Raw genomic sequence first — 25,530 nt, forward strand, 5'->3', positions numbered from 1 at the left:
TCGTCAGCACGTCGGCACAAGGTGGGGGCACAGCAACGCCATGGCACAGGGCACGGTCCAGGTGACGCACACCGGCACATCGCGGTGGCGGCGCCGCACAGGCGAATACGCCTCCCTCGCCGCGGCTCTGGAGGCCGCGGGCGACGGCGACGTGCTCACCGTCGCCCCTGGTACCTACCGGGAGAACCTCGTCGTCGAGCACGCCGTGACCCTGCGCGGCCCCGAGGGGACGGTCGGCTCGGTACGGATCGCCCCGGTGGACGGGGTGGCCCTGACCGTGCGCGCCTCCGCCGTGATCCAGGACCTCCACGTCGAGGGACAGGACACCGCGTCGCCCGCGCTGCTCGTCGAGGACGGCACCCCCGAACTCGTCGACCTGCGCGTCGTGACGCGCTCCGCCGTCGGCATCGAGGTGCGTGGCGCCGCCCGGCCGACCGTGCGCCGCTGCACGGTCGACAACCCGGCGGGGGTCGGCATCGGCGTCATAGAGGGCGCGGGCGGTGTGTTCGAGGAGTGCGAGGTGGTCGCGGCCGGGCAGTCGGGCATCTCGGTGCGCGGCGGCGCGCACCCCCGGCTGGACCGCTGCCGGGTCCACCACACCTCGGGCGCGGGCCTCTCCGTGACCGGTGAGGGCAGCGGCCTGGAAGCCGTGGGGTGCGAGGTGTACGAGGTCAAGGGCACCGGCGTACAGGTCGCCGCCCGCGCCTCGGCCCACCTCACCGACTGCACGGTGCACCGCACCTCGGCCGACGGCGTCACGCTCGACACCGACGCCGTACTGACGCTGTCCGACTGCGACATCCACGACATTCCCGAGAACGCCATCGACCTGCGCTCGCGCGCGGTCCTCACGCTGACGCGTTCCACGGTGCGCCGCTTCGGCCGCAACGGGCTGTCCGTCTGGGACCCCGGCACGCGCGTGGACGCCAACCAGTGCGAGATCCACGACAGTACGGGCGACTATCCCGCGGTGTGGATCAGCGACGGCGCGACCGCCGTGCTGGAGGGCTGCCGGGTACACGACGTACCGGACGCGCTGTTCGTCCTCGACCGGGGTTCGCGTGTGGACGTGGTGGACAGCGACCTGTCCCAGGTGCGCAACACGGCGGTGTCCGTGAGCGACGGCGCGACCGCGCAGCTGGACGACTGCCGGATCCGTGAGGCGTCGACCGGTGCGTGGTTCCGCGACCACGGCAGCGGGGGCACGCTCTCCGGCTGCACCATCGACGGGGCGCAGACGGGCGTCATCGTCACCAAGGGCGCCGACCCGCGCATGGAGCGCTGCACGGTCACCTCGCCGGCGGAGGCGGGCTTCTACGTCTCCGCGGAGGGCCGCGGCACCTTCCACGGCTGCCGGGTGACGGGGAGCAGCGGTTACGGCTTCCACGTGATCGACGGCTGCCGTACGACGCTGACCCGCTGCCGCACCGAGCGTTGTGCGCGCGGCGGTTACGAGTTCGCCGAGGACGGGCCGCTCGTCGAGGACTGCACCAGTGACGAGAGCGGCGTCCGCGCGACCGTCCCGGAGGCCACCGCCGTGCTGACGGCCACGCAGACCACCGGGCTGCTCGGCGCGGTCCCCGGACAGCGGGCGGCGGAGCCCGTGGCCGCCCCTGTGCCGGACGCGGAGCCCGCCCAGACGTCGGCGGCCGTGCTGGGCGAACTGGACGCCCTGGTGGGCCTGGAGAGCGTCAAGCGGGAGGTGCGCGCGCTCACCGACATGATCGAGATCGGCCGCCGCCGCCAGGAGGCCGGCCTGAAGGCCGCCTCGGTCCGCCGGCACCTGGTGTTCACCGGCTCCCCCGGCACCGGCAAGACGACGGTGGCGCGCCTGTACGGCGAGATCCTCGCCTCGCTGGCGGTGCTGGAGCGCGGTCATCTCGTCGAGGTGTCCCGGGTGGACCTGGTCGGCGAGCACATCGGCTCCACGGCCATCCGCACGCAGGAGGCCTTCGACCGGGCGCGCGGCGGTGTGCTGTTCATCGACGAGGCGTACGCCCTGTCCCCGGAGGACTCGGGCCGCGACTTCGGCAAGGAGGCCATCGACACCCTGGTGAAGCTCATGGAGGACCACCGGGACGCGGTCGTCGTCATCGTCGCCGGCTACACGGCGGAGATGCAGCGCTTCCTGAACGTCAATCCCGGTGTCGCCTCGCGCTTCTCGCGCACGATCACCTTCTCCGACTACGCCCCGGAGGAACTGCTGCGCATCGTCGAGCAGCAGGCCGAGGAGCACGAGTACCGGCTGGGTACGGGAACGGCCGAAGCGCTTGTCAAGTACTTCACCGCGCTGCCCAAGGGGCCCGCGTTCGGCAACGGCCGTACCGCGCGGCAGACCTTCGAGTCGATGGTGGAACGGCACGCGGGCCGGGTCGCCCAGCTCACCGAGATGAACACGGACGACCTGACCCTCCTCTACCCCGAGGACCTGCCGGAACTTCCCTGACCGAGTGGGATGTCGGGCCGCTGCCTGGGCACCGCGCACGGCGGCAGCCGGCCCAGCAGCGCGGTCCTCTCCCGGTCGAACGCGGGATCGGCCTGGTAGTCGGAATGACCGAGCACGGGAGCGGGCAGCGGCTGTTCCCTGGTGCGTCCGTAGGCGAGCGGGTCCATGAGCGCTTCCGTGTCCACACCGGGCGCCTGGTCGCCCTTCACGCGCACCGGTCCGCCGATGGGATCGGTACGACGCCACAGGTTGCGCCAGCAGTGCACCTCGTCGCTGAGGGCTTCCAGACAGGCGGTTCCGAAGAACGCCGGGAACCAGCGCCCGTACAGCCGCTCCAGGGGCGACCCGTGGGTGAGCAGGGCGACCCGCCGCCTGGCGCGCGGCGGCAGCTGCCAGACGGACGCGGCGGCCAGGACACTGCCCTGCGAGTGCCCGGAGATGACGAGCCGTCCGCCGGTGCGGTCGGTCCAGCCGGCCATCCGCCAGGTCAGGTCGGGCACCGCGCGCTCCGCGTAACAGGGCGGCGCGAAGGGGTGGGAGGCGCGCGGCCAGAACGTGCCGACGTCCCACAGGATGCCGATGGTGCGGCGGGCCGCGGGGTCGCGGTAGGCCCGCCGGCCCCAGGTGACGAACAGTATGAATCCGACGCCGATCAGCCACGAGCCGAGCGCCTGCGCGGCCTGCGCCGCCGACGCGACGAAGTCGGCGGTGCCCGCGGCGGCCCGGCCCGGCACCTTTCCGGTCACCCACGCCCCCACGAGCGCGGCGGCGCCGAGCACCAGGGTGGCGGCCGAGGTGACGCCGAGGATCGCCGGGGCGCGGTCGGTGAGCGCGGCCATCGCACGGACGCGGGCGATACGGCGGGTGCGGACCACGTCGGGATCGGCGTCCGGGTACTCCGCCTCGATGTCGCCGGCCATGGCACGCCGGGCGCGCCAGGTGCCCACGGCGAAGAAGGCGCCCAGCGCCAGCAGGACGACGAGCAGCGGCGGGATCACGGAGGCCTGCCAGGTGAGCAGCACCGGGGGCCCCGCGATGACGCCGCCGGGCTCTCCCGGCGTACCCGCTCCGTCGAGCCAGTCCGCGACCCGCTGGGCGACGCCGCCGGTCATGACCCCGCCCAGCGCGCAGGCGAGCATGGCGGTGGCGGGACCACCGAGTCCGCGCATCGCCGTACGGGCGTCGGGCACGCGCCGGTACATGGCCAGCGCGACGACGCCGAGCGCGACGACCAGGCCGCCCTGGGCGAGGGCGACGATGCCGAAGGCACGGTCGCCCGGCAGCCGGCCCGCGGAGACCCACCCGGGGCGTGACCATGCGGCGTACAGCACCGTCAGCGCCAGCAGGACCAGCGCGGAGCCGGGCAGCAGGGCGGTGACGGCCTTGTCCAGCGTGACGTCGAGGCGGCTCTCGCTGCGGCCCCTGCGGCACACCACCCACACCACCAGGACGGCCCCGGCGAGCAGCGCCAGTTCCAGCAGCCAGCCGATCGCTTCCAGCAGGGGCCCCGCGGCGCGGCGGTCGTGGCCTGCCGCCGCTCCGGCGAGGGCGGCGGCGACGGTGAGGAACCCGGCGGCGGTGTGGGCGGCGCGCAGCCGGGCGACGAGGCGGCGGCCGTACCAGAAGCCCGGCATGCCGAGGGCGGGGCGGGCGGTCGGCTCGTCGGGGTCCGGCTCCGCGCCGGCGGGCAGGGGGCGCTGGGACTCGTACGCGCTCCAGGTGCGGTGGGACAGGTACCAGAGCAGGCCGGTCACCGCGGCGGGCACGAGCGCGGCCACGGCGAGGCGACGGCCCGGCTCGGACCACCAGCCGCCCCGATCGGTGGACAGGAAACCCAGCCACGACTTGTCGCCGGAGCAGCGGGGTGAGCCCGCGCACTGCCAGGCGGTGAGGTCCAGCGCGACCTCGCAGGCGGCGGCGATCAGCAGCACGGTGAGGCTCAGCGCGAGGAGCCGCACCAGCACGCCGTACATGCGCACGGTCCTGGTGAGGCCGCGGGTGGTGGGCTGCATCCAGTGGGCGAGGTTGGCGACCATGAAGGGCAGCAGGAGCAGCCACAGGGCGCGGGCGCCGTTGCCGGAGGTGAGGTTGCACCAGACGTACGCCTCGGGGACCGGCCGGTCGCGGGCCTCGTCCCCGGCCGGCACCTGTCCGCCGGGGCCCGTGGTGCGGTCCGCTTCGACGTCCTCGGCGCGGCGGTACACGGCTGCGGTCTCGTCGCCGGTGATGCGGACCGTACGCGGGTCACCGAGCATCTCCTGGGGTGTGGTGCCGCCGACCCCGTGGACCAGCAGTTCGAGCGCGGGGCCGCCGTCGTCGTCGCGAGGCGGTGTGACACGGGGCACTTCTGTGGCTCGCTCTCGTGGTGGGAGGATCGTCTTCCGCGCACGGCGCGGCCGCTCAAGGATCCCGGATCATGGACGGCCGTGGCACGGCTCTCGCCGAATCTCACGGAATCTCCCCGAGGTCCGGCCGCAGGGCACGCGTGCGAGGATGAGCCACCCCTCATGCCTGTACCCCGAAACGAAGGGACCGGACCGCCCGTGACCGACAGTCAGAACCTGCTCGCGGAGCAGCGTCGTGCCTTGATCCTCGACGAGGTCAGGCGACGCGGCGGTGTCCGGGTCCAAGAGCTGACCAGGAAGCTCAACGTCTCCGACATGACGGTCCGACGGGACCTCGACGCGCTGGCGCGCCAGGGCGTCGTGGAGAAGGTGCACGGCGGCGCGGTTCCGGTGGTCGAGGCGAGTACGCACGAGCCCGGCTTCGAGGCGAAGTCGGGTCTCGAACTGAGCGCCAAGGAGGACATCGCGCGGGCGGCGGCGGCGATGACGGTGCCCGGCAGCGCGATCGCGCTGTCCGGCGGTACGACGACGTACGCGCTCGCCCAGCACCTGCTGGAGGTGCCGGACCTGACGGTGGTGACCAACTCGGTGCGGGTCGCCGACGTGTTCCACACCGCGCAGCGCGCGGGCGGCGGGAAGGGGCCGCGTCCCGGTGCGGCCACGGTGGTGCTCACCGGCGGCGTGCGGACGCCGTCGGACTCGCTGGTGGGTCCGGTCGCCGACCAGGCGATCCGTTCGCTCCACTTCGACGTGCTGTTCCTCGGGGTGCACGGGATCTCGGTCGAGGCGGGGCTCTCGACCCCGAACCTGGCGGAGGCGGAGACCAACCGGCGTCTGGTGCGGTCGGCGCGGCGGGTCGTCGTGGTCGCGGACCACACCAAGTGGGGCACGGTGGGGCTGAGTTCGTTCGCGACGCTCGAAGAGGTCGACACCCTGGTGACGGACCGGGGGCTGTCCGCCGGGGCCCGTGAGGAGATGGCCGAGCACCTGCCGGGGCTCGTGGTGGCCGGCGAATCCGGGGCCGTCGGGGCCCCGGACGGTGCGGCCGGGGACAGCGGTCCGCCGGGCAGCGGTCCGGCAGACAACTGACGGCCCGCCAGTTACCGTGTGCGGGCTTGGCCGGCGAGGGCCCCCCGGGCCGTCGCGCCACCGCCCGAAACCGCTGGGGGTACAGGTCCCATGGCACGCCGACTCCGCCCTGTCGCACTCGACTTCGTCGAGACCGCTCCGACGCGCCTGGTCTTCACGGCCGAGGTGGTCGCACCTCCGCAGGCCGTCTACCGGGCGCTCGCCGAGGACGTCACCGGCTGGCCCGCCTGGTTCGGCGCGGTGACGATGTGCCGGCCCACCGCGGGCGGAGCGGGGCGCGACGTACGCCTCAAGGGCGGCGTCCGCTTCCAGGAGACGGTCCTGGCCGCGGAGCCCGCCGAGCGGTACGCGTACCGCGTCGACGTGACCAACGCCCCCGGCGTGCGCGCCCTGGTGGAGGAGTGGCGGCTCACCCCGGCCGGTACCGGCACCCGGGTGCGCTGGACGTTCGCGGCGGCGGGCCCGGCGCCCTTCGGGACGGCGCTGCGCCTGGTCCGGCCCGGTCTGGGGCGGGCCTTCCGCGACGCGGTCCGCACCCTCGACCGGCGGCTTGCTTCCGCGGACACCTAGGCATCCGCTCCGTCGGGAACGGCGTCCGCCGCGTCGGCAACCGACCCGTCGGGAACGGCGGCCACGCTGTCGGCAGCCACCCCGCCGACAGCCGTACGCACCTGCCGGCGGGGCGTCGGCCGCGCTCTCAGCAGGGCCACTCCCCCGTCGCCAGGAACTGGTCGATCGCGGCGCTGTACGGGGCGATGTCCAGGCCCTGTTCGGCGAGCCAGGCGTCGGAGTAGTACTTGTCGAGGTAGCGGTCGCCGGGGTCGCAGAGCAGCGTGACGACGCTGCCCTTGCGCCCCTCCGCGACCATCTCCGCGATGATCTTCAGCGCGCTCCACAGTCCGGTTCCGGTGGAGCCGCCCGCCTTGCGGCCGATGGCCCGGTCCAGCGCCCGCACGGCCGCCACGCTCGCCGCGTCGGGGACCTTCATCATCCGGTCGATGGCACCGGGTACGAAGCTCGGCTCCATGCGGGGCCTGCCGATGCCCTCGATGCGTGATCCGCAGTCGCTCGTCGCGCCCGCGTCGCCCCGGGTCCAGCCGTCGAAGAAACAGGAGTTCTCCGGGTCGGGTACGCAGATGCGCGTGTCGTGCTGCATGTAATGGACGTAGCGCGCGATGGTCGCGGAGGTGCCGCCCGTCCCGGCGGTGGCGACGATCCAGGCCGGTTCCGGGTACCGCTCCAGCCTGAGTTGCTGGTAGACGGACTCGGCGATGTTGTTGTTGCCGCGCCAGTCGGTGGCGCGTTCCGCATAGGTGAACTGGTCCATGTAGTGGCCGCCGGTCCTGGCCGCGAGGGCGGCCGACTCCTCGTACATCTTCCGGGAGTCGTCGACGAAGTGGCACTGTCCGCCGTGGAACTGGATGAGCCGGATCTTCTCGGGGCTGGTGGTGCGCGGCATCACCGCGATGAACGGGACGCCGATCAGCTTCGCGAAGTACGCCTCCGAGACGGCGGTCGAGCCGCTGGACGCCTCGATGACGGGCTTGCCGGGCCTGATCCAGCCGTTGCACAGGCCGTACAGGAAGAGGGAGCGGGCGAGCCGGTGCTTGAGGCTGCCGGTCGGGTGGGTCGACTCGTCCTTGAGGTACAGGTCGATCTCCCACGCGTCCGGCAACGGGAAGCGCAGCAGGTGCGTGTCCGCGGAACGGTTGGCGTCCGCCTGGACCTTGCGGACGGCCTCTTTCAGCCAGGCCCGGTACTCCGGATCGCTGCGGTCCACGTCGATCGTCGCCGTGGCTTCGCTGCCGGTACGTTCCTGGTCAGTGGTGCTCATGCGGGCCACTCCTCGTCGTAGCGCTCCCGGGGCAGCTGGTTCTGCCCGGAAACTCCGGTCCCCAACTGCCACTCTAAGCCTCTCACCTGCACAAACGCTGACTTTGGGCAGCCATAGGGATCGCTTGTGGGGCGCGGTGGTACGGACCTGGACGCGACCACGTACCCCACCGTCCGGTCATCGAGGTGCTCTGGTGCGCGGGCCCGGGCTTGTGCAGACTGCGCACGAAGGCATCCGCGCGAAAGGGACATCCGCGCGAAGCGGCATGCGGCGCGCGGAAGGGGACGTCCTCGCGAAGGGCACACGTGCGTGAAGGGGGCGAAGTGGAATGGCGGAGCCCGAGTTCAGCGCCACGGGCGTACGGATAGGGCGCTGGCCCCGTTCGTTGACCAGGGCCGGCCAGGTGCTCGTCAAGGACGGCAGGCTGGTCCTGCTGACGAGCAACGGGCTGGAGATCGACAGCGCGCCGCTGGGCTCCGTGACCGCGGCCCGGCCGTGGTTCGCCGGGGAGGACAGCACCGTGGCGACGGTCAACGGCACCCGGTACCGGCTCACCATGGCGCAGCGCGGTCAGGCCAAGGACGCTGAGGAGCTGGCCGGGCGGTTCCTCGAGACGGTCCGCGCGGCGCAGGACGCGTGCGGCCTTCGGGGCGTACAGGACGCGCGGGACTGATGCGGCGCGAGTTGCGCGGCCGCACCACCTGGGTGACCCTGGTCTCACATCACTCAGGGTGCAACGGCGGTGACGCTGCGAACCAGCCCCGCCGGACCAAACAGCAGACAGCAACTGCTGGATCCGTTCTTCGTCTTCTTCCGGACCTATTCGGGGAGTCGCAGCCGTGATCAGCGAGCCAAGCAGGCACTGCACGGTGGAGCTCCAGGCCCTGCCGTCGCGGATCGGTCAGGTCCGCAGAATCATCTCGGCCCAACTGCGCTACTGGCATTTGGATCCCTTGATAGACCCGGCGGCGCTCGGCGTCACCGAATTGCTGACCAACGTCCACCGGCACGCAGAGCCGGACAAGATGTGCACCGTGGAGATCGAGCTGCTGCTCGACCGCCTGACGGTGTCCGTCCACGACCACGATCCGCGCCTGCCCACCGTTCGTGCGGCCGGCGCGTCCGAGACGAGCGGGCGCGGTCTCGCTCTCATCGAGGCGGTCAGCGAGAGCTGGGGCGTACGCCCGCAGGGCGACGCCGGGAAGGTCGTGTGGTTCACGCTTCCCACGCCGGCTCCCGCGGTGACACTGCCGCCGTACCCCGTGTACGGAGCGACGACCGACGGACCGTTCGCGCACGACGGGACCGGTCACGAGGTCATCCCGGCGACGCACGTTCCCGCCGCCGTCCGGTCCGCCGTAGCTGGCTGACCGGACGCCGGTCTTCCGCCACCAGGGGCCCCGGCCCGCGGCACAGCCGCAGGCCGGGGTCTGTTCGTCGTACGGCGCCGTTCGTCGTACGAAGCCCTTCGTCGTACGGGACCTTTCGTCGTACGAAGCCCTTCGTCGTACGGCGACGCCCTTCGCCCGGATCAGCGTTCGGCCAGAAAGGCCCGTACGCAGGCGACCAGATCAGCGGCCGGCACCTCGACCCATGCGGCCTCGGGCGCCCCGACGCGTAGGACCTCGTACCGCCCCGCATCGGCCTCCGCCACCTTGACCTGACGGCTCACCGCGTCCAACGGGTCCGCCCGCAGGCGGACGGCGCTGTGCGAGAGCACGGGGAAGAAACCCCGGAGCGCCTCGTCCGAGTGGAGGCGGCGCAGGAGGTTCCACTGCGGCCGGTAGAAGTCGGACGACAAGAGGTGGGACCACTGCGTACGAGCGGGCTCTCCGTTGTCGAGCGCCCCGGTGAGTTCATCGAGGTCGAGGAATTCGAAGCGCGCTCGCAACGCGTCGAACGACACGCCCTGCCGCCATGCGGCGACCGCCTCCACGAGCAGCCCGAGATCGTCCGTCGCGCCGATGGCCCAGGCGTAGTCCGGAATGCCGGTACCCAGTCGGAACAGGCGCTTGTCAGCGGCAAGACCGACCGTCACGAAGCCCCTCGCCGTCTCGGACACGACACCGGCGGGTGTGGGGGACCATGACCCGATGTCGCAAGCACACCGCCCCGCGGCTTCGTACATGGCCGCCACGAGGCCGCCCGCGGCGGCCACTTCCGGGTACAGGCGTTCCGGATGAGCCTCCGCTCCCCGGCTCACGCCGGCCCCTGCGAGGCGGCCAGGGCGGCCAGCGGATCGTCGAGCACCGGCTGCCACGCCAACTCGGCCGCGCCGACCAGGCTGTTGTGGTCCAGCGTGCACGGCAGGATGGGTACGCCGCCACTGCGCCCCCACAGGCTGCGGTCGGCCACCACGGCGCGCAGCCGTTCCGGGTCGGCGTCGAGCAGCTCGCGGTGGAGGCCGCCGAGGACGATGCGGTCGGGGTTGAGGATGTTCACGAGGCCGGCGAGGCCGAGGCCCAGCCGGTCGATCAGCTCCTCGCACGCGGCCCGGACCGCCGGATCGCCGTACTGTCCGCGCAGCAGCTCGCGCGACTGCTGGAGGAGCGAGGTCTCGGGGCCCGGGGCGAGACCGGCCGCGGTGAGGAAGGCCAGCGGGTCGGTCTCGACGTCGAGGCAGCCTCGGCCGCCGCAGTAACAGGGGCGGCCGTCGGGGTTGACGGTGAGGTGGCCGACTTCGAGGGCGAGGCCCGAACTGCCGGTGTGCAGGCGGCCGTCGACGACCAGCGCCCCGCCGACGCCGCGGTGGCCCGTGGCGACGCACAGGAGGTGCTGCGCGCCGCGTCCGGCGCCGTGGCGGTGCTCGGCGAGCGCGGCGAGGTTGACATCGTTGCCCGCGAAGGCGGGACCCGCGATGCCCGCCTCGCGTACCTGCTCGGCGAAGATGTCGCGGACCGGGGAGCCCGCGGGCCAGGCGAGGTGCAGCGGGTTGAGGGCCGTGCCCTCGGGCTCCGCCACGGCAGACGGCACGGCGAGGCCCGCGCCCACGCAGCGGCGGCCGCTGTCGCGCAGGAGTTGGGCTCCGGCGTCCACCACCGCGCCGAGGACCTGCGCCGGATCGGCGGACACCGTCTTGCGGCCGGGGGCGGTCGCGACGGTCCGGCCGCCGAGGCCGACGAGCGCCGCCCGGTAGCCGTCGGCGTGGATCTGGGCGGCGAGGACGACGGGGCCCGAGTCGTTGACGGCCAGGCGGTGCGAGGGGCGGCCCTGCGAACCGGCCGCCGCTCCCGGCCGGGAGTCGACCTGGATCAGTCCGAGGGCCTCCAGTTCGGCGGCGACCGCGCCGGCGGTGGCCCGGGTGACGCCGAGTTCGGCGGTGAGGACGGCGCGCGTCGGCGCCCGTCCCGTGTGCACCAGTTCGAGGGCAGGCCCGAGCGCGCTCCGGCCTCTCTCCAGCCGCGTTCTGATGGTGGTCGCCTTGCCGTTCATGGGGGCGAGTCTCCCATGCCGGGGAAGATCGTCCGGGCCCGGCTCCGGTTGCCCCCGGCGCTGACCACCTGCGTTGTACGGATCAGAGGCGGGCCTCTATGGTGAGTTTGTGCCGCACCTAAACAAACTACGCACGGCCGTTCCAGGGGGCCCGGGCGCGAACATCGCCACAGCCTCACTGTCCCGCCTCCGCACCGCGCTGACCGTGTTCTTCGCCCTCGACGGCTTCCTCTTCGCCGGGTGGGTGGTCCGCATCCCCGCCATCAAGGAGCAGACCGGGGCGTCCGCGAGCGACCTCGGTCTCGCCCTGCTGGGCGTGTCCGGCGGCGCGGTGGTCACCATGATGCTCACCGGACGGCTGTGCCGGCGGTTCGGGAGCCACCCGGTGACCGTGGCGTGCGGCGTACTGCTGTCGCTGAGCATCGCGCTGCCCGCGCGGACGCACTCGACGCTCGCGCTCGGTCTCGTCCTGCTGGTGTTCGGCGCCGCGTACGGCGGCATCAACGTCGCGATGAACAGCGCCGCGGTGGAGCTGGTCGCCGCCCTGCGGCGGCCGGTCATGCCGAGCTTCCACGCCGCGTTCAGCCTCGGCGCCATGGCGGGGGCCGGCCTCGGCGGCCTGGTCGCGGCCCACTTGTCCGCCTCCACCCATCTGCCGGCCCTGACGGTCATCGGCCTCGTCGTCACCGCCCTGGCCGGACCCGCACTGCTGCGCCACCGCGCACCCGCTCCGGAGCGTTCCCGGGAACGCTCCGCGAAGGCGCCCGGGAACGCTCCCGGACCGCTCTCGCGAACGGCCCGTAACGCCGTCGTCCTCTTCGGCGTCATCGCTCTGTGCACGGCGTACGGCGAAGGCGCACTCGCCGAATGGGGCACCCTTCACCTCCAGGAGGACCTCCACGCCCACCCGGGTGTCGCGGCCGCCGGGTACTCCCTCTTCGCACTGGCCATGGCGGTGGGCCGGCTCAGCGGCACCGCGCTGCTCGAACGGCTGGGCCAGACCCGCACGCTCGTCACCGGCGGGGCGCTCGCCGCCGCCGGCATGCTGCTGGGCGCCCTCGCACCCGCCCCCTGGATGGCGCTCCTCGGATTCGCCGTGACCGGGCTCGGCCTCGCGAACATCTTCCCCGTCGCCGTGGCGAGAGCGGGCGCGATCGCGGGCCCGAGCGGCGTCGCGGCGGCCTCCACGCTCGGATACGGCGGCATGCTCGTCGGACCACCCGTCATCGGCTTCCTCGCCGACTGGTTCTCGCTCCCCGTCGCGCTGACGACGGTGGCGGCGCTGGCCGGGGCCGCTGCCCTGCTGGGGTACTCGGCGCGCGGCGCGTCGCCGGCAAGGCGTACCTGAGTAGGCGTACTCAGGCGCGCCCGGCTCCCCCGTCGCACGCTGGAGGCACCACACCGGAGGAGTGATCACCATGGCCGCCCGACGCCTGCGCACCATCGCCCGCCTGACGTTCCGCAACCCCGCCTCGCTGGCGTACCTGGGACTGGTCGCGGCCACCGCGGTGTTCGTCACCGTCGACACCCTCTTCGTGGCCCACGAGGACGCCTCGTTCGCCGGGGTGTCGCTACTGCTCGTCAGCGCGCCGACGATCATCGCCTTCTTCGTCGGCGGCGACGTGCTCGGCGTGAACGTGATCGACTCCGACGTCTTCTTCTACACGGCCCTGCCGCTCTCCGTGCTCATCCAGTCGTTCGCGCTCGGCTGGTTCGTCCGGCTCCTCGGGCGCACCTCGGTCCGTACGGCCCGCCCACAGGGCGCGTGATCGTCCGCGCGGGCCACTGTCACAATCTGCCGTATGAACACAGCCGATTTCATCGAATCGCTCGACACGCAGGGCCAGTTGCTGGCCGCCGCCGCCGAGAAGGCGGGGCCGGACGCCGAGGTGCCGACCTGCCCCGGTTGGCAGGTCCGCGATCTCCTGCGGCACACCGGCGTCGTCCACCGGTGGGCGACGGCGTTCGTCACGGCGGGGCACACGGAGTTCCACCCCGAGCCGAGCGAACCCGACCTCGACGGCGAAGCGCTGCTGGCGTGGTTCCGCGAGGGCCACACCCTGCTGGTGGCCGCGCTGAGGGCAGCGCCCGAGGACCTGGACTGCTGGACCTTCTTCGCGGCGCCGTCTCCGCTCGCCTTCTGGGCGCGGCGGCAGGCGCACGAGACGGCGATCCACCGGGTGGACGCCGAGGCGGCGCTCGGCACCGCATTCACCGCGCTGCCGGTGGAGTTCGCCGCGGACGGCGTCGACGAGCTGCTGCGCGGTTTCCACGCCCGGGACCGCAGCCGGGTACGCACCGGGGAGCCGCGCGTCCTGCGCATACGTGCGACGGACTGCGAGCAGGCGTGGACGGTACGCCTCTCCGAGAGGCCGCCGCGCACCGGCCTCGGCATGGACGGCTCCCCGCACGCCGCCGACTGCGAGCTGAGCGGACCCGCCGAGCGGCTCTACCTGACCCTGTGGAACCGTCTGCCGCACTCCGCGATCGCCGTGTCGGGTGACGAAGCGCTCGCGCGCCTGTGGCGGGAGACGTCGCAGGTCGTCTGAGCGTCACGGCCGCGACGGCCGCCACCGGATCCACCGCCCGCGACGGTCACCTCCCGCCGCACCTCACTCCCCGGTCCGGCCCGCCAGCATCCGCGCCAGCACAGCGCGCTGGAGGGGCCGGACCTCGGTGTGCCGCGCCCGCCCCTCGTCCGTGAGCGCGACCCGCACGCCCCGGCGGTCCTCGCTGCACATCCCGCGGTGGACCAGGCCGTCCTTCTCCAGCCTGCCGACCAGCCGGGACAGGGCGCTCTGGCTCAGATGGACCCGGTCCGCCAGTTCCTGGACGCGGTACGCGCTGCCGCCGTCCTCGGCGGCGCCTTCGGCCAGCACGTCCAGCACCTCGAAGTCGCTGGCGCCCAGACCGTGCTGATGCAGCGCGCGGTCCAGCTCGCAGAGCGTGCTGGCATGCAGGGCGAGGATCCCCCGCCACTCGTCGACGAGCGCCCGCTCGGACTTCTTCCGCACCATGGCCGCACGTTACCAGAACTCACCTCATTGTTGCATCAGAATTAAATGCACTTGCATTCAATGCACGCGCATGTACTGTGCTGCGCATGACCTCTCCGCTCAACGTCCCCCAGCCGCAGGAGCGTTGGAGCCCCCGCCTGTGGGGCACCCTGCTCGTACTCTGCGCCGCGATGTTCCTCGACGCCCTCGACGTGTCGATGGTCGGCGTCGCCCTGCCGTCCATCGCCGCCGATCTCGACCTGTCCACTTCGACACTGCAGTGGATCGTCAGCGGCTACATCCTCGGTTACGGCGGCCTGCTGCTGCTCGGCGGCCGCGCCGCCGACCTGCTCGGCCGGCGCCGCGTCTTCCTCGTCGCGCTCGGCGTCTTCGCTCTGGCCTCCCTGCTCGGCGGACTCGTCGACTCCGGCCCCCTGCTGATCGCCAGCCGCTTCATCAAGGGCCTCAGCGCCGCGTTCACCGCCCCGGCCGGCCTGTCCATCATCACCACGACGTTCAAGGAGGGCCCGCAGCGCAACCGGGCGCTCGCCATCTACACCACCTGCGCCGCCACCGGCTTCTCCATGGGTCTCGTACTGTCCGGCCTGCTGACCGAACTGAGCTGGCGCTGGACGATGCTGCTGCCCGCCCCCATCGCCCTGCTCGCCCTGGTCGCGGGCATCCGGATGATCCCGCACAGCGACCGCGACGACTCCAACGGCGGTTACGACCTGCCGGGCGCCGTCACCGGCACGGCAGCCATGCTGCTGCTCGTCTTCACCGTGGTCGAGGCGCCCGAGGCCGGCTGGGCCTCCGCCCGCACCCTGCTGTCGTTCCTCGCGGCGGCCGTACTGCTCACCGTCTTCGTACTGATCGAGCGGCGAACCGCCAGTCCGCTGATCCGGCTCGGCGTACTGCGTTCCGGCAACCAGATCAGGGCGCAGCTCGGCGCGGCCACCTTCTTCGGCAGTTACGTCGGCTTCCAGTTCCTGGTGGTCCAGTACATGCAGTCGCTGCTCGGCTGGTCGGCGCTGGAGACCGCGCTCGCCTTCCTGCCCGCGGGCGTCCTGGTCGCACTCTCCTCCACCAAGATCGGCGACGTGGTGGACCGGTTCGGCACACCGCGTGTCATCGCGGTGGGCATCACCCTCCTGGTGATCGGGTACGTACTGTTCCTGCGCATCACCCTCACTCCGCAGTACGCCGCCGTGATCCTGCCCTCGATGCTGCTCATCGGCGCGGCCTGCGCTCTCGTCTTCCCCTCGCTCAACATCCAGGCCACCACCGGTGTGGCCGACAACGAGCAGGGCATGGTGTCGGGCCTGCTCAACACCTCGCTCCAGGTGGGCGGGGCGGTCTTCCTGGCCGTGGTGACCGCCGTGATCACGGCGGGCGGCGGCGAGGGCGGCACGCCCCAGGAAGTACTCGACAGCTTCCGCCCGGGCCTGGTCGTGGTGACGGTGGTCGCGGCCGCCGGACTGCTGATCACGCTCACCGGCCTGCGCGGGCCCCGCGCGCGGCGGAGCGTCGTCCTCATGAAGTCGGTGCCCGGGAAGGCGGAGACCGCGCCGGAGCGGGTCGGCGCCCGAGACTGACCGGCGAGGGGGACGTGTGCGGCCGGCGGGCGCCTTGCCCGTCGGCCGCACACGCTGTGAGACTGGCGGCCATGGGGACAAGGACGCGGGCACAGCGCGACGCGATGACGATCGAGATCGGTTACGCCCTGCTGAGCGCGGCGGTCCTCGCCGGGGCCACCTTCGCCGCGATCACCGCGCCGTGGCTGCTCGCCTCGCCGGGCCTCGACAGGGCCGTGCTGGTCGCGGGTGGCGCACCGGCCGTGGTCGTCTTCGTCCTGCGCGTCGTGCACGTGCTGTGGGGCTATCGCGGCGCGCCCGGCACTGAGCCGAGCCAGCCGGGACGTACCAGCCCCGACGCGTAGGCCGGCGACCGCGGCGGCGAAGGAGCTCATGGGCGGCGGGGACGAAGACCGGGACGCCGCGCAGGGCGTCAGCCCGGCGGCGTGACCACACGCCGCGCAGTACCCGGGCCGGCCCGGCGCTCCCCGCACCGGCGACGCGTACGAGGGACGCCCGCACCGCGTCAGGAGCCGCCCCCGTCAGGATCCGCCGCCCGCGTCAGGAGCCGTCGCCGCTGCCGGGCGCGGCGGAGGGGGCGGGGCCCTCGGCCCGGCCGCCGATCAGGCCCACGGCGTGGGCCAGGGTGGTGGCGGCGTGCTCGAAGAACGCGTCGCGTTCCTCGACGATCCGGTCGAACTGGCCGAAGAGCTCGAAGGAGACCAGGCCGAAGAGCTGCGACCAGGCGGCGACCAGGGCGGCGACGACCGGCGGGGGGAGGTCCGGGGCCACGTCCTCGGTGATCCGCCGGGCCTCGTCGGTGAGGGCGGCCGGCAGCGGCGGGACGGCGAGACCGCTGCCCCGGTGGGCGTCGCGCGCGACGGAGATGAGGGCGCGGCCGACCCGGGACGCGGGCCCGACGGTCGCCCTGGGGGCGGTGTAGCCGGGTACGGGCGAGCCGTAGATGAGCGCGTACTCGTGGGGGTGCGCGAGCGCCCAGCTCCGTACGGCCCGGCAGACGGCGGTCCAGCGGGCGGGGTGCGGGGCGTGGGCGGGCTGCTGGGCGAGGGCGGTCTCGGCGGCGGCGCCCACGGCGTCGTACGCGTCGACGATCAGTGCGGTCAGCAGATCGTCGCGGCTGGGGAAGTAGCGGTAGAGCGCCGAGGAGACCATGCCGAGTTCGCGGGCGACGGCGCGCAGGGAGAGCTTCGCGGCGCCTTCGGCGGCGAGTTGTCTGCGGGCCTCGTCCTTGATGGCCGCCGTGACTTCGGCCCGGGCTCGTTCTCTTGCTCCGCGCGTGGTGCTCATGAGAGAGCAGTCTGCCACGGGCGAGAGCACCGCCCAATAACGAGAGCACTGCTCTTGCTTTGGATCACCGATCGCGTGCACACTGCTCTCAAGCGAGAGCAGTGCTCTCCGACTCATCGATGGAGGCCGTCATGCCGGAGTCCCAGCCGTACTACCTCAAGGGCAGCCCCATGGCCATCAGGCTGAACAACGTCGTCGGATGGCTCGCCCGCCACGGCTTCAGCCTGCTCGGCACCGCCGAGATGTCCGTCCGCGGCCGCAGGAGCGGCCAGCCGCAGCGCATCCCCGTCAACCCGCACACCCACGACGGCGCCCAGTACCTGGTCTCCGCCCGCGGCCATTCCCAGTGGGTCCGCAACATGCGCGCCGCCGGCGGGGGCGAGCTCAAGGTCGGCCGCAAGGTGCGCGGCTTCACCGCCGCCGAGATCCCCGACCACGAGAAGCCGCTGGTGCTCCGCACCTACCTGGAGCGCTGGGGCTGGGAGGTCAACCACTACTTCAAGGGGGTGACCGCCAGGTCCTCCGACGAGGAACTCCTGGCAGCCGCCCCCGACCACCCCGTCTTCCGCATCACCCTCGAGAAGTGACGCGGACCGTCCCCCCTACGCCTTGTCCAGCGCACTCAGAGCGCGCTGGACGACCGGGCGCGTACGGACGATCTCGCCCAGCGTCGTCGACCCGCGCGTGATCCCGGCGAACATCTTCCAGGCCGGGCGGAATCCGGTTATGGCCGCGTGCAGCAGTCCCGGCCGCCGCTCGAACAGGGCGAGCATCCGCCGTCCGACGCCCATCTCCACGCCGAGGCCCGCCTTGATGGCGAAGGCGTAGTTGAGCGCCTGCCGGCGGGCGTCCACGGCGTCCTGCGCCTCCGCGATGCGCACCGCCCACTCCCCCGCGAGCCGCCCGGACCGCAGCGCGAAGGAGATCCCCTCCCGGGTCCACGGCTCCAGCAGCCCCGCCGCGTCGCCGCACACCAGCACCCGCCCGCGCGACAGCGGCGAGTCGTCGCTGCGGCACCGCGTCAGATGCCCGGAGGAGACGGCCGGCTCGAAACCGGCCAGCCCCAGCCGGGCGATGAAGTCCTCCAGGTACCGCTTGGTGGCGGCGCCGTCGCCGCGGGCCGAAATGACTCCCACGGTCAGCGTCTCGCCCTTGGGGAACACCCAGCCGTAACTTCCCGGGAGCGGCCCCCAGTCGATGAGCACCCGCCCCGCCCAGTCCTCGGCGACCGTCCCGGGCACCGGGATCTCCGCCTCCAGGCCGAGGTCCACCTGGTCGAGCTTCACCCCGACGTGCGCCCCTATGCGGCTCGCGCTGCCGTCCGCGCCGACCACCGCCCGTGCCAGCACCGTCTCGCCGTCCGCCAGGACGACGGCGACCGTGCGCCGGTCCGGCACGGCCGCGCCGTGCTGCTCGACGCGCGCCACCGTCACTCCGGTACGGACCACGGCGCCCGCCTTCCGCGCCTCCTCGACCAGCGCGGCGTCGAACTCCGGCCGGTTGATGAGCCCGAAGAGCATCGTCTTCGAACGGCGTGTCCGGGTCAGCTTCCCGCCCAGCGAGAACGTGACGGCGTGCACCCGGTCCCTGAACGGCAGTTCGAAGCCGGGCGGCAGCGCGTCCCGCGAAGGCCCGATGATGCCGCCGCCGCAGGTCTTGTAACGGGGGAGCTCCGCCTTCTCCAGGAGGAGCACGCGCCGTCCCGCGACCGCTGCCGCATATGCCGCCGACGCCCCGGCGGGCCCGGCACCGACCACGACCACGTCCCACACCGGCTCTTCACGCTCACGTCCGGCGTCTGCGTTCTCGCTGCTCACGATGTGCTTCTGCTCCTGATCCGCCCGGTGATCCGTACTGCTGTCGCATCCTACGGCGCAGGAGCCGCCGATCTCTCTGTGGGAGGATCGGGCGGTGCTTGTCGGCCACCCCGTACGAACACCCACACGCACTACAACGTCGCACTCACAAGGAGCGTGCCCATGACCGCCGAACCGATCGCCGAGACCGTCGCCTCGCTGATGCCCCGCGCGAAGACGGAGCTCGCGGAGCTGGTGGCCTTCCAGTCGGTGGCGGATCCCGCGCAGTTCCCCAAGAGCGAGTGCGAGGCGGCCGCCGTCTGGTGCGCCGACACCCTGCGGACCGAGGGTTTCCAGGACATCGCGCTGCTGGAGACCCCCGACGGCACCCAGTCGGTGTACGGCTTCCTGCCGGGCCCGGCGGGCGCGCCGACCGTCCTGCTGTACGCCCACTACGACGTACAGCCCCCGCTGGACGAGACCGCGTGGCTCTCGCCGCCGTTCGAGCTGACGGAGCGCGACGGCCGCTGGTACGGGCGCGGCGCCGCCGACTGCAAGGGCGGCTTCATCATGCACCTGCTCGCCCTGCGCGCCCTGCGGGCGAACGGCGGCATACCGGTCTCGGTGAAGGTCGTCCTGGAGGGCTCGGAGGAGCAGGGCACGGGTGGTCTGGAGCAGTACGCCGAGGCGCACCCCGAGCTGCTCGCCGCCGACACGATCGTCATCGGCGACACCGGCAACTTCCGCGTCGGCCTGCCGACGGTCACCGCGACGCTGCGCGGCATGACCATGCTGCGCGTACAGGTCGACACCCTCGAAGGCAACCTGCACTCGGGCCAGTTCGGCGGCGCGGCGCCCGACGCGCTGGCGGCGCTCATCCAGCTGCTGGCCTCGCTGCGCGCCGAGGACGGTTCGACGACCGTGGACGGGCTGACCGCCGACTCGGCGTGGGACGGCCTCGACTACCCCGAGGAGGAGTTCCGCAAGGACGCGCGGGTCCTCGACGGGGTCGGCCTGATCGGCAACGGCACGGTCGCCGACCGCATCTGGGCCCGTCCCGCCGTCACCGTCATCGGCATCGACTGCCCGCCGGTGGTCGGCGCCACGCCGTCCCTGCAGGCGAGCGCGCGGGCGCAGATCAGCCTGCGGGTGCCGCCGGGCCAGGACGCCGCCGAGGCGACCAAGCTGCTCACCGCCCACCTGCTGGCGCACACCCCGTGGGGCGCGCGGGTCTCGGTGGAGCAGGTCGGCCAGGGCCAGCCGTTCAAGGCGGACGTGACCAGTCCGGCGTACACCTCGATGGCGGAGGCCATGCGCGTGGCGTACCCCGGCGAGGAGATGCAGACGTCCGGCATGGGCGGCTCGATCCCGCTGTGCAACACGCTGGCCGCGCTCTACCCGAAGGCCGAGATCCTGCTCATCGGGCTGAGCGAGCCCGAGGCCCAGATCCACGCGGTGAACGAGAGCGTCTCGCCCGAGGAGCTGGAGCGGCTGTCCGTGGCCGAGGCGCTGTTCCTTCGCAACTACGCGCTGTCCAAGCAGGGTTAAGCGCTCAGCGGAGATCGCTGAAAGCGTAGATCCGTACGGCGGGCGGCCTGCCCGTCGTACGTTCGCCGCATGGATCTCGTCGAAGTCGTCCCCCACCGCCTGTACATGTTCCGCTTCCGCATCGGCCAGGCGTACCTCTGGTGCGACGGTGCGGAGCTGACCCTGATCGACGCCGGCGACAAGGACGCGGCGGCCGACGTCGAAGAGGCGATACGGAGCCTCGGCCTGCGCCCCGAGAACATCCGCCGGATCGTCCTCACCCACTGCCACCGCGACCACGTCGGCGCCGCCGGTGAGCTGGCCGGGCGGTACGGCGCCGAGGTGATCGCGCACCGGCTCGACGCTCCCGTGATCCGGGGCGAGCGGCCGGTGCCGGAGCCCGTGCTGCTGGACTGGGAGCGTCCGCTGTACGCCCACGGACTGACCGTGCCGCCGGCCCCGCCCACCCGGGTGGACCGGGAGGCCGAGGACGGCGACCTGCTGGAGTTCGGCGACGGCGCGCGGATCGTCCACGCCCCCGGCCACACGGACGGGAGCATCGGCGTGCACCTGCCGCGGCACGGTGTGCTGTTCACGGGCGACTGCGTGGCGGGCGTCGGCCAGGTGATGCTGGGCGTGTTCAACACCGACCGCGAGCGCGCCCTGGACTCGTTCCGCCGCCTGGCGGCGCTCGCCCCAGCCATCGCCTGCTTCGGTCACGGCGACCCGCTGACCGAGGACACGGCTGCCGTTCTGCGGGCATCAGCCGACCGGGACTCCGGCTTCCAGGTTGAGCACGGCTGACCGCTCGCGGGCCCGCAGCGCCCAGCGCAGCCGCTCGTAGCGCTGGGGCGGCAGCATCCCGGCGGCCTCCTCCTCGGTGACGAAGCGCCAGCCGCGCAGCTCCGAGCCGGGCAGGACCAGCCGGCCCGCCGCCGCGCTGTCGAGCCTGCCACCGTCGAAGATCAGGCGCAGACCGCCGAACGCCGGCGGCCTCGGCGGCTCCCAGTCGACGACCAGCAGCCTCGGCACCTCGGCGAGCTCTATCCCGATCTCCTCCTCGACCTCACGCATCCCGGCGCGCGCGGGCGCCTCCCCCCGTTCCACGACCCCGCCGGGGAACTCCCAGCCGGGCTTGTAGGTGGGGTCGACGAGGAGCACCCTGTCCGCCTTGTCGAAGAGCAGGACACCCGCGGCGACGGTCTCGGCGGTCGGCTCGGGCGTCTGCACGATCGCGCAGCTCCCGGCGGCCCCGGACCGTACCGCCTCGGCGATCCGTACGGCCGTCTCGGCCGGTGTCAGCGCGCTGGTGTCGACGAGGTGGGCGTCGCCGGCCAGCCAGCCGAGCGCGGCGCGGTACGGCTCGATGTGCTCGTACGCCCATTGCCGTACCCGCTCGCTTCCCTCGGGGTCGTCCGGCATCTCCTCACGGGCCGCGATCCGCTCACGAAGGATCGTTTCGTCGGCCGAGAGCAGTACGTGGCACACCGGAATGCGGCGTGCGGCGAACCCGCCGAATATCTCGTCGCGGTACTCCTGGCGCAGGAGCGTCATGGGCACCACCAGCATGCCGCCCACCTCGGCGAGCAGCGCGGCCGCGGTGTCCACGACCAGCCGGCGCCAGATGGGGAGGTCCTGGTAGTCGCTGACCTCCGCCAGCCGCTTCTGCGGCAGTAGATTGCGCAGTCCCCCGCCGATCAGTTCGGGGTCGTAGAAGGTGCTGTTCGGGATCAGATCGATCAGTTCGCGCGCGGCGCTGGTCTTGCCCGCACTGAACGCACCGTTGATCCAGACGATCACGGTTCCCCCTCTTCCGTCGCCCCCTGTGGCCTGCCCGCGACACCGCGCCACGGAAACCCGGGGTCACCGCATGGTGCCCGCGACCGTTTGGGCACACAACCGTGCCGATGCTGTTGCATGCCAGGGGCAACGGTCCGGGGCACCGGCGGCGTCGAACAGGGGGAGAGGCGCCCTGACGGGAGGCGGGACCGTGACGCACGCGCGCGGCAGCTCGTTGGGGCAACTGGAGCAGCAGTTCGGCAGACATGGGAGCGGGGTGCGCAGATGAGTCGCATGGTGTTGGAGCAGTTCCCGGCCGGCGGCCCCAGGGGCAGCTGGCCGGCCGAGGAGTTCGCCCTGGCGCGGCGGGCGGAGGGCTGTCCGGCGGAGGTCGTGATGGACCTGGAGGCCGACGCGTTCCTGGTGGTCGTGGCGCAGCGCGCTACGGAGGCGGGCTCGCAGGGGCGCGGCTAGACGGGGGGCGGGGCGGCGAGGCGGCGGAGGTTGCGGGACTGCGGCGGGGAGGGCCGCGGGCACGGCGGCAGCGCGTGCGGCTCGGACGTCGGCGGGCGCGGCGGGCAGGACAGGAGCCCGCGCGGCTCGGGCGGTTACGGCCCCGGCTGCGGTGTCTCCCTCGGCGGGTGCGTGGCGTCGAGGTCGTCGGCGTACTGCTCGATCGCAAGGCGGTAGGTCCGTACCCGTGGGTCCGCGCTCGTGGCCGCCAGGGCCCTGAGCAGCGTCCGTACGGCTTCGCGGCCTTCGCCGGTGTTGTAAAGGGCCATGGCCAGGAAGGACTCCAGGGCCGGGTCCCCGGGGAACTCCGCCAGGCCGAGGCGCAGGGTGCGCAGGGCCGCCGCGTACCGGCCCAGGACTCGGTAGGTGCTGCCCAGCCCGAGGAAGACGCCGTGGCGGTCCTCGGCGGGCAGGCCCGGGACGCTCAGCGACCGCTCGTAGAAGGGCACCGCCTCGTGCTCCAGGCCGAGCACGTCGTGCGCCCACGCGGTCTGTAGGCGATCCCGGCGTCCTGCGGGTACCGCTCGGCGAGCGCCAGCAGCTGGACCCGGGCCTCCTCGGCCCGGCCGTCCTCACGCAGCCGCACCGCCCGCGACAGAGCCGCGTCCCGCTCCTGATCACCGTTCATGGGCCCACGCTCGCACGGCGGAGGCGTCCCGGGCAAGATCCTGCTTCCCTGCGCCGACGGCTTGCTGACATGCGGTCAGACGACGTACGCCGCCGCCTCGCCCGGCCTGCCGCCGAGCGCGGTGGCGGCCGCGGCGCCCACCAGGCCCGCGTCGGTCCCGGTCAGGGCCGGGGCGACCTGGAGGCGCTGGGCGAACGAGAGCGTGGCGTACTCGCGCAGAGCACGGCGCAAGGGCGTGAAGAGTACGTCGCCCGCGCCCGCCACTCCCCCGCCGACGACCGCGATGTCGATCTCGACGAGCGTCGCGGTGGCGGCGATGCCGGCGGCGAGCGCCTGGGCGGCGCGCCGGAACGACGCCACCGCCACGGGGTCCCCGGCGCGGGCGGCCGCCGCGACGGCGGCGGCGGTGGCGTCGCCGTCGGGCCCCGGCCGCCAGCCCTGTTCGAGCGCCCGGCGGGCGATGTTGGGCCCGCTGGCGATCCGTTCGACGCAGCCGCGCGATCCGCACGGGCACGGGTCACCGTCGAGGTCGACGCTGATGTGGCCGATGTGGCCCGCGTTGCCCGTCGGCCCCGGGTGGAGGCGGCCGTCCAGGACCAGGCCGCCGCCGACGCCGGTGGAGACGACCAGGCACAACGCGTTGTCGTGGCCCCGGGCCGCGCCCTGCCAGTGCTCGGCGGCCGTCATCGCCACCCCGTCGCCGACGAGGGTGACCGGCCGGCCGCCCACGGCCCGGTGCACGCGCTCCACCAGCGGGAAGTCGCGCCAGCCGGGGACGTTGACCGGGCTGACGGTGCCGGCCGAGGCGTCCACGGGGCCCGCGCTGCCGATGCCGACGGCCATGGCGTGCTCCCACAGCGGGGACACGGTCAGCCTGCCCAGCACGTCCTCGACGGTCCGCATCACGCTCTCGCCGTCCTCGTGGGCGGGCGTGGGCCGCTGCGCGCGCAGGAGAATCCGGCCGCCGCCGTCCACCAGCGCGCCGGCGATCTTGGTGCCGCCGATGTCGAGAGCGGCGACGAGGTCGGTGTGCATCGGTGTCGGATCTCCAGGCAGGGCAGGGGTGTGGCAGGTCAGAGCCAGTCTCCATTCAGTTGACAACGTTGTCCAGGCCCTATGCTCGACGGCACACCGTTCACGCACCGACCGCACCCGATTACGAAGAGGACATCAGACTGTGGCCGAGACCGAAAGCCGTCCGGAGCTCCGCTACGGCAACCGGCCCACCATGAAGGACGTCGCCGCCCGCGCCGGTGTCGGTCTCAAGACGGTCTCGCGCGTGGTGAACGGCGAACCGGGTGTCACGCCCGACACCGAACAGCGCGTCCAGGAGGCGATCGAGGCGCTGGGCTTTCGCCGCAACGACAGTGCGCGCGTCCTGCGCAAGGGCCGCACCGCCAGCATCGGCCTGGTCCTCGAAGATCTCGCGGACCCCTTCTACGGGCCGCTGAACCGCGCCGTCGAGGAGGTCGCCCGCGCGCACGGCGCGCTGCTGATCAACGGATCGAGCGCCGAGGACCCCGCGCGCGAGCAGGAGTTGGTGCTCGCGCTCTGCGCGCGGCGCGTCGACGGGCTGATCGTGATCCCCGCCGGGGACGACCACCGCTACCTGGAGCCGGAGATCGCGGCGGGGGTGGCCACCGTCTTCGTGGACCGTCCGGCCGGCCGGATCGACGCGGACGTGGTGCTCTCCGACAGCTTCGGCGGCGCGCGCGAGGGCGTGGCGCATCTGATCGCGCACGGCCATCGCCGTATCGGGTTCATCGGCGACCAGCCGCGCATCCACACCGCAGCGGAGCGCCTGCGCGGCTACTACGCCGCGATGGAGGACGCCGGGCTGGCGGCCGACGACGCGTGGGTGTCGCTCGGCAGCACGGCGCCCGAGCGGGTGCGGGACGCGGTGACCGCGATGCTGGACGGCCCTGAGCCCGTCACCGCCGTCTTCGCCGGCAACAACCGGGTGACGGTGACGGTGGTACGGGTCCTCGCCGGCCGGGAGCGTCCCGTGGCGCTGGTCGGGTTCGACGACATCGAACTCGCCGACCTGCTCCAGCCCGGCCTCACGGTCGTCGCGCAGGACGCGGCCCGGCTGGGCCGCGCCGCGGCGGACCGCCTCTTCCGCCGCCTCGACGGCGCGAACGACGCTCCCGCGCGCACCGAACTGCCGACGCGCCTCATCGCGCGCGGGTCGGGCGAGATACCGCCGTGGACGCCCTGAGGCGGTGCTCCGAAGACCTCAGCCGCGGGGCCGGTGGCGGCCCGG

The 25,530-nt window shown here is 73.1% G+C and carries 24 protein-coding genes and 1 pseudogene; 15 read left to right on the top strand and 10 right to left on the bottom strand.

The annotated features are described in order from the left end of the window. Positions 1-40: 40 nt before the first annotated feature. The gene (locus tag IE185_RS13250) at positions 41-2,446 is read left to right on the top strand and encodes a right-handed parallel beta-helix repeat-containing protein (protein ID WP_138897988.1); all 2,406 of its coding nucleotides are present in this window, start codon (positions 41-43) and stop codon (positions 2,444-2,446) included. Here the strand turns inward: IE185_RS13250 and IE185_RS13255 are convergent. Continuing rightward, positions 2,416-4,791 carry a TMEM165/GDT1 family protein gene (locus tag IE185_RS13255; protein WP_189715170.1) on the bottom strand — a complete coding sequence of 792 codons (2,376 nt, stop codon included), beginning with the start codon at positions 4,789-4,791 and terminating at the stop codon, positions 2,416-2,418. The genes IE185_RS13250 and IE185_RS13255 overlap by 31 nt on opposite strands. A gap of 198 nt (positions 4,792-4,989) precedes the next feature. Here IE185_RS13255 and IE185_RS13260 point away from each other — a divergent pair, with 198 nt between their 5' ends. After that, on the top strand, positions 4,990-5,880 hold the full coding sequence (locus tag IE185_RS13260; RefSeq protein ID WP_138896018.1) for a DeoR/GlpR family DNA-binding transcription regulator: 891 nt from the start codon (positions 4,990-4,992) through the stop codon (positions 5,878-5,880). A 90-nt stretch (positions 5,881-5,970) separates the two neighbouring features. Then, positions 5,971-6,450: an SRPBCC family protein gene (locus tag IE185_RS13265; protein WP_138896017.1), complete on the top strand. Its 480-nt coding sequence runs from the start codon at positions 5,971-5,973 to the stop codon at positions 6,448-6,450. 127 nt (positions 6,451-6,577) lie between these two features. On the opposite strand, the gene cds1 is transcribed toward IE185_RS13265, so the two are convergent. Next, a complete protein-coding gene (cds1, locus tag IE185_RS13270) occupies positions 6,578-7,714 on the bottom strand; it encodes an L-cysteine desulfhydrase Cds1 (protein ID WP_138896016.1) in 1,137 nt (378 codons plus the stop codon). A gap of 328 nt (positions 7,715-8,042) precedes the next feature. Here cds1 and IE185_RS13275 point away from each other — a divergent pair, with 328 nt between their 5' ends. Beyond that, on the top strand, positions 8,043-8,387 hold the full coding sequence (locus IE185_RS13275) for a hypothetical protein (RefSeq protein WP_138896015.1): 345 nt from the start codon (positions 8,043-8,045) through the stop codon (positions 8,385-8,387). A gap of 166 nt (positions 8,388-8,553) precedes the next feature. Continuing rightward, positions 8,554-9,084 (top strand): ATP-binding protein, encoded by a 531-nt coding sequence (locus tag IE185_RS13280; RefSeq protein ID WP_189715172.1) that lies wholly within the window; start codon positions 8,554-8,556, stop codon positions 9,082-9,084. Positions 9,085-9,245: 161 nt separating this feature from the next. Here IE185_RS13280 and IE185_RS13285 read toward each other — a convergent pair whose 3' ends face one another. Both IE185_RS13285 and IE185_RS13290 read right to left on the bottom strand, forming a co-directional pair. Next, positions 9,246-9,752 (bottom strand): DUF6193 family natural product biosynthesis protein, encoded by a 507-nt coding sequence (locus tag IE185_RS13285; RefSeq protein WP_229843477.1) that lies wholly within the window; start codon positions 9,750-9,752, stop codon positions 9,246-9,248. A gap of 161 nt (positions 9,753-9,913) precedes the next feature. After that, complete coding sequence (locus IE185_RS13290; protein WP_138896013.1) at positions 9,914-11,146, bottom strand: ROK family protein; 1,233 nt, start codon at positions 11,144-11,146, stop codon at positions 9,914-9,916. A 109-nt stretch (positions 11,147-11,255) separates the two neighbouring features. On the opposite strand from IE185_RS13290, the gene IE185_RS13295 reads away from it, so the two are divergent. The 3 genes from IE185_RS13295 (at position 11,256) to IE185_RS13305 (ending at position 13,695) form a co-directional block, all read left to right on the top strand. Continuing rightward, positions 11,256-12,494: an MFS transporter gene (locus tag IE185_RS13295; protein ID WP_138896012.1), complete on the top strand. Its 1,239-nt coding sequence runs from the start codon at positions 11,256-11,258 to the stop codon at positions 12,492-12,494. Between the two features lie 70 nt (positions 12,495-12,564). Beyond that, the gene (locus IE185_RS13300; protein ID WP_138896011.1) at positions 12,565-12,915 is read left to right on the top strand and encodes an SCO4225 family membrane protein; all 351 of its coding nucleotides are present in this window, start codon (positions 12,565-12,567) and stop codon (positions 12,913-12,915) included. A 33-nt stretch (positions 12,916-12,948) separates the two neighbouring features. Beyond that, the gene (locus IE185_RS13305; RefSeq protein WP_138896010.1) at positions 12,949-13,695 is read left to right on the top strand and encodes a maleylpyruvate isomerase family mycothiol-dependent enzyme; all 747 of its coding nucleotides are present in this window, start codon (positions 12,949-12,951) and stop codon (positions 13,693-13,695) included. A 63-nt stretch (positions 13,696-13,758) separates the two neighbouring features. Here the strand turns inward: IE185_RS13305 and IE185_RS13310 are convergent, their stop codons facing one another. Then, entirely contained in the window at positions 13,759-14,163 is a 405-nt protein-coding gene (locus IE185_RS13310) for a MarR family winged helix-turn-helix transcriptional regulator (protein WP_138896009.1), read from the bottom strand. 86 nt (positions 14,164-14,249) lie between these two features. Between IE185_RS13310 and IE185_RS13315 the strand changes: the two genes are divergently transcribed. Further along, on the top strand, positions 14,250-15,737 hold the full coding sequence (locus tag IE185_RS13315) for an MFS transporter (RefSeq protein ID WP_138896008.1): 1,488 nt from the start codon (positions 14,250-14,252) through the stop codon (positions 15,735-15,737). 71 nt (positions 15,738-15,808) lie between these two features. Beyond that, entirely contained in the window at positions 15,809-16,081 is a 273-nt protein-coding gene (locus IE185_RS13320; protein WP_138896007.1) for a DUF6332 family protein, read from the top strand. Positions 16,082-16,277: 196 nt separating this feature from the next. On the opposite strand, the gene IE185_RS13325 is transcribed toward IE185_RS13320, so the two are convergent. Then, positions 16,278-17,024: a TetR/AcrR family transcriptional regulator gene (locus tag IE185_RS13325; protein ID WP_189715174.1), complete on the bottom strand. Its 747-nt coding sequence runs from the start codon at positions 17,022-17,024 to the stop codon at positions 16,278-16,280. Positions 17,025-17,155: 131 nt separating this feature from the next. On the opposite strand from IE185_RS13325, the gene IE185_RS13330 reads away from it, so the two are divergent. Beyond that, positions 17,156-17,611 (top strand): nitroreductase family deazaflavin-dependent oxidoreductase, encoded by a 456-nt coding sequence (locus IE185_RS13330; protein WP_138898082.1) that lies wholly within the window; start codon positions 17,156-17,158, stop codon positions 17,609-17,611. Between the two features lie 15 nt (positions 17,612-17,626). Here the strand turns inward: IE185_RS13330 and IE185_RS13335 are convergent, their stop codons facing one another. Further along, positions 17,627-18,841, bottom strand: coding sequence for a geranylgeranyl reductase family protein (locus IE185_RS13335; protein ID WP_138898083.1), 1,215 nt, complete (start codon positions 18,839-18,841; stop codon positions 17,627-17,629). Between the two features lie 162 nt (positions 18,842-19,003). On the opposite strand from IE185_RS13335, the gene IE185_RS13340 reads away from it, so the two are divergent. Together IE185_RS13340 and IE185_RS13345 are read left to right on the top strand one after the other, a co-directional pair. Continuing rightward, complete coding sequence (locus IE185_RS13340) at positions 19,004-20,368, top strand: dipeptidase (protein ID WP_138898084.1); 1,365 nt, start codon at positions 19,004-19,006, stop codon at positions 20,366-20,368. A gap of 69 nt (positions 20,369-20,437) precedes the next feature. Next, positions 20,438-21,151 (top strand): MBL fold metallo-hydrolase, encoded by a 714-nt coding sequence (locus IE185_RS13345; protein WP_138898085.1) that lies wholly within the window; start codon positions 20,438-20,440, stop codon positions 21,149-21,151. Here IE185_RS13345 and IE185_RS13350 read toward each other — a convergent pair. Beyond that, complete coding sequence (locus IE185_RS13350; protein WP_138898086.1) at positions 21,110-22,147, bottom strand: NUDIX hydrolase; 1,038 nt, start codon at positions 22,145-22,147, stop codon at positions 21,110-21,112. The two genes, IE185_RS13345 and IE185_RS13350, sit on opposite strands and share 42 nt — an antisense overlap. A 264-nt stretch (positions 22,148-22,411) precedes the next feature. Between IE185_RS13350 and IE185_RS13355 the strand changes: the two genes are divergently transcribed. Then, on the top strand, positions 22,412-22,600 hold the full coding sequence (locus IE185_RS13355) for a DUF8839 family protein (RefSeq protein WP_138909416.1): 189 nt from the start codon (positions 22,412-22,414) through the stop codon (positions 22,598-22,600). Between the two features lie 134 nt (positions 22,601-22,734). On the opposite strand, the pseudogene IE185_RS13360 reads toward IE185_RS13355, so the two are convergent. Then, positions 22,735-23,267 (bottom strand): annotated as a pseudogene (locus IE185_RS13360) (tetratricopeptide repeat protein). Positions 23,268-23,342: 75 nt separating this feature from the next. After that, on the bottom strand, positions 23,343-24,302 hold the full coding sequence (locus IE185_RS13365) for an ROK family protein (protein WP_138895504.1): 960 nt from the start codon (positions 24,300-24,302) through the stop codon (positions 23,343-23,345). Between the two features lie 193 nt (positions 24,303-24,495). On the opposite strand from IE185_RS13365, the gene IE185_RS13370 reads away from it, so the two are divergent. Next, positions 24,496-25,485, top strand: a complete 990-nt coding sequence (locus tag IE185_RS13370; RefSeq protein ID WP_189715197.1) for a LacI family DNA-binding transcriptional regulator — start codon at positions 24,496-24,498, stop codon at positions 25,483-25,485. Positions 25,486-25,530 lie beyond the last annotated feature (45 nt).

Source organism: Streptomyces chryseus (assembly GCF_014650755.1).
In the GTDB taxonomy this organism is placed as follows: Bacteria; Actinomycetota; Actinomycetes; order Streptomycetales; family Streptomycetaceae; genus Streptomyces; species Streptomyces chryseus.

Coding starts and splice junctions, on each gene's coding strand:
- IE185_RS13330 (WP_138898082.1), top strand. CDS start 17,156: ATGCCGGAGTCCCAGCCGTACTACCTCAAGGGCAGCCCCATGGCCATC.
- IE185_RS13310 (WP_138896009.1), bottom strand. CDS start 14,163: ATGGTGCGGAAGAAGTCCGAGCGGGCGCTCGTCGACGAGTGGCGGGGG.
- cds1 (WP_138896016.1), bottom strand. CDS start 7,714: ATGAGCACCACTGACCAGGAACGTACCGGCAGCGAAGCCACGGCGACG.
- IE185_RS13265 (WP_138896017.1), top strand. CDS start 5,971: ATGGCACGCCGACTCCGCCCTGTCGCACTCGACTTCGTCGAGACCGCT.
- IE185_RS13320 (WP_138896007.1), top strand. CDS start 15,809: ATGGGGACAAGGACGCGGGCACAGCGCGACGCGATGACGATCGAGATC.
- IE185_RS13290 (WP_138896013.1), bottom strand. CDS start 11,146: ATGAACGGCAAGGCGACCACCATCAGAACGCGGCTGGAGAGAGGCCGG.
- IE185_RS13365 (WP_138895504.1), bottom strand. CDS start 24,302: ATGCACACCGACCTCGTCGCCGCTCTCGACATCGGCGGCACCAAGATC.
- IE185_RS13340 (WP_138898084.1), top strand. CDS start 19,004: ATGACCGCCGAACCGATCGCCGAGACCGTCGCCTCGCTGATGCCCCGC.
- IE185_RS13315 (WP_138896008.1), top strand. CDS start 14,250: ATGACCTCTCCGCTCAACGTCCCCCAGCCGCAGGAGCGTTGGAGCCCC.
- IE185_RS13250 (WP_138897988.1), top strand. CDS start 41: ATGGCACAGGGCACGGTCCAGGTGACGCACACCGGCACATCGCGGTGG.
- IE185_RS13305 (WP_138896010.1), top strand. CDS start 12,949: ATGAACACAGCCGATTTCATCGAATCGCTCGACACGCAGGGCCAGTTG.
- IE185_RS13370 (WP_189715197.1), top strand. CDS start 24,496: ATGAAGGACGTCGCCGCCCGCGCCGGTGTCGGTCTCAAGACGGTCTCG.
- IE185_RS13355 (WP_138909416.1), top strand. CDS start 22,412: ATGAGTCGCATGGTGTTGGAGCAGTTCCCGGCCGGCGGCCCCAGGGGC.
- IE185_RS13325 (WP_189715174.1), bottom strand. CDS start 17,024: ATGAGCACCACGCGCGGAGCAAGAGAACGAGCCCGGGCCGAAGTCACG.
- IE185_RS13345 (WP_138898085.1), top strand. CDS start 20,438: ATGGATCTCGTCGAAGTCGTCCCCCACCGCCTGTACATGTTCCGCTTC.
- IE185_RS13275 (WP_138896015.1), top strand. CDS start 8,043: ATGGCGGAGCCCGAGTTCAGCGCCACGGGCGTACGGATAGGGCGCTGG.
- IE185_RS13300 (WP_138896011.1), top strand. CDS start 12,565: ATGGCCGCCCGACGCCTGCGCACCATCGCCCGCCTGACGTTCCGCAAC.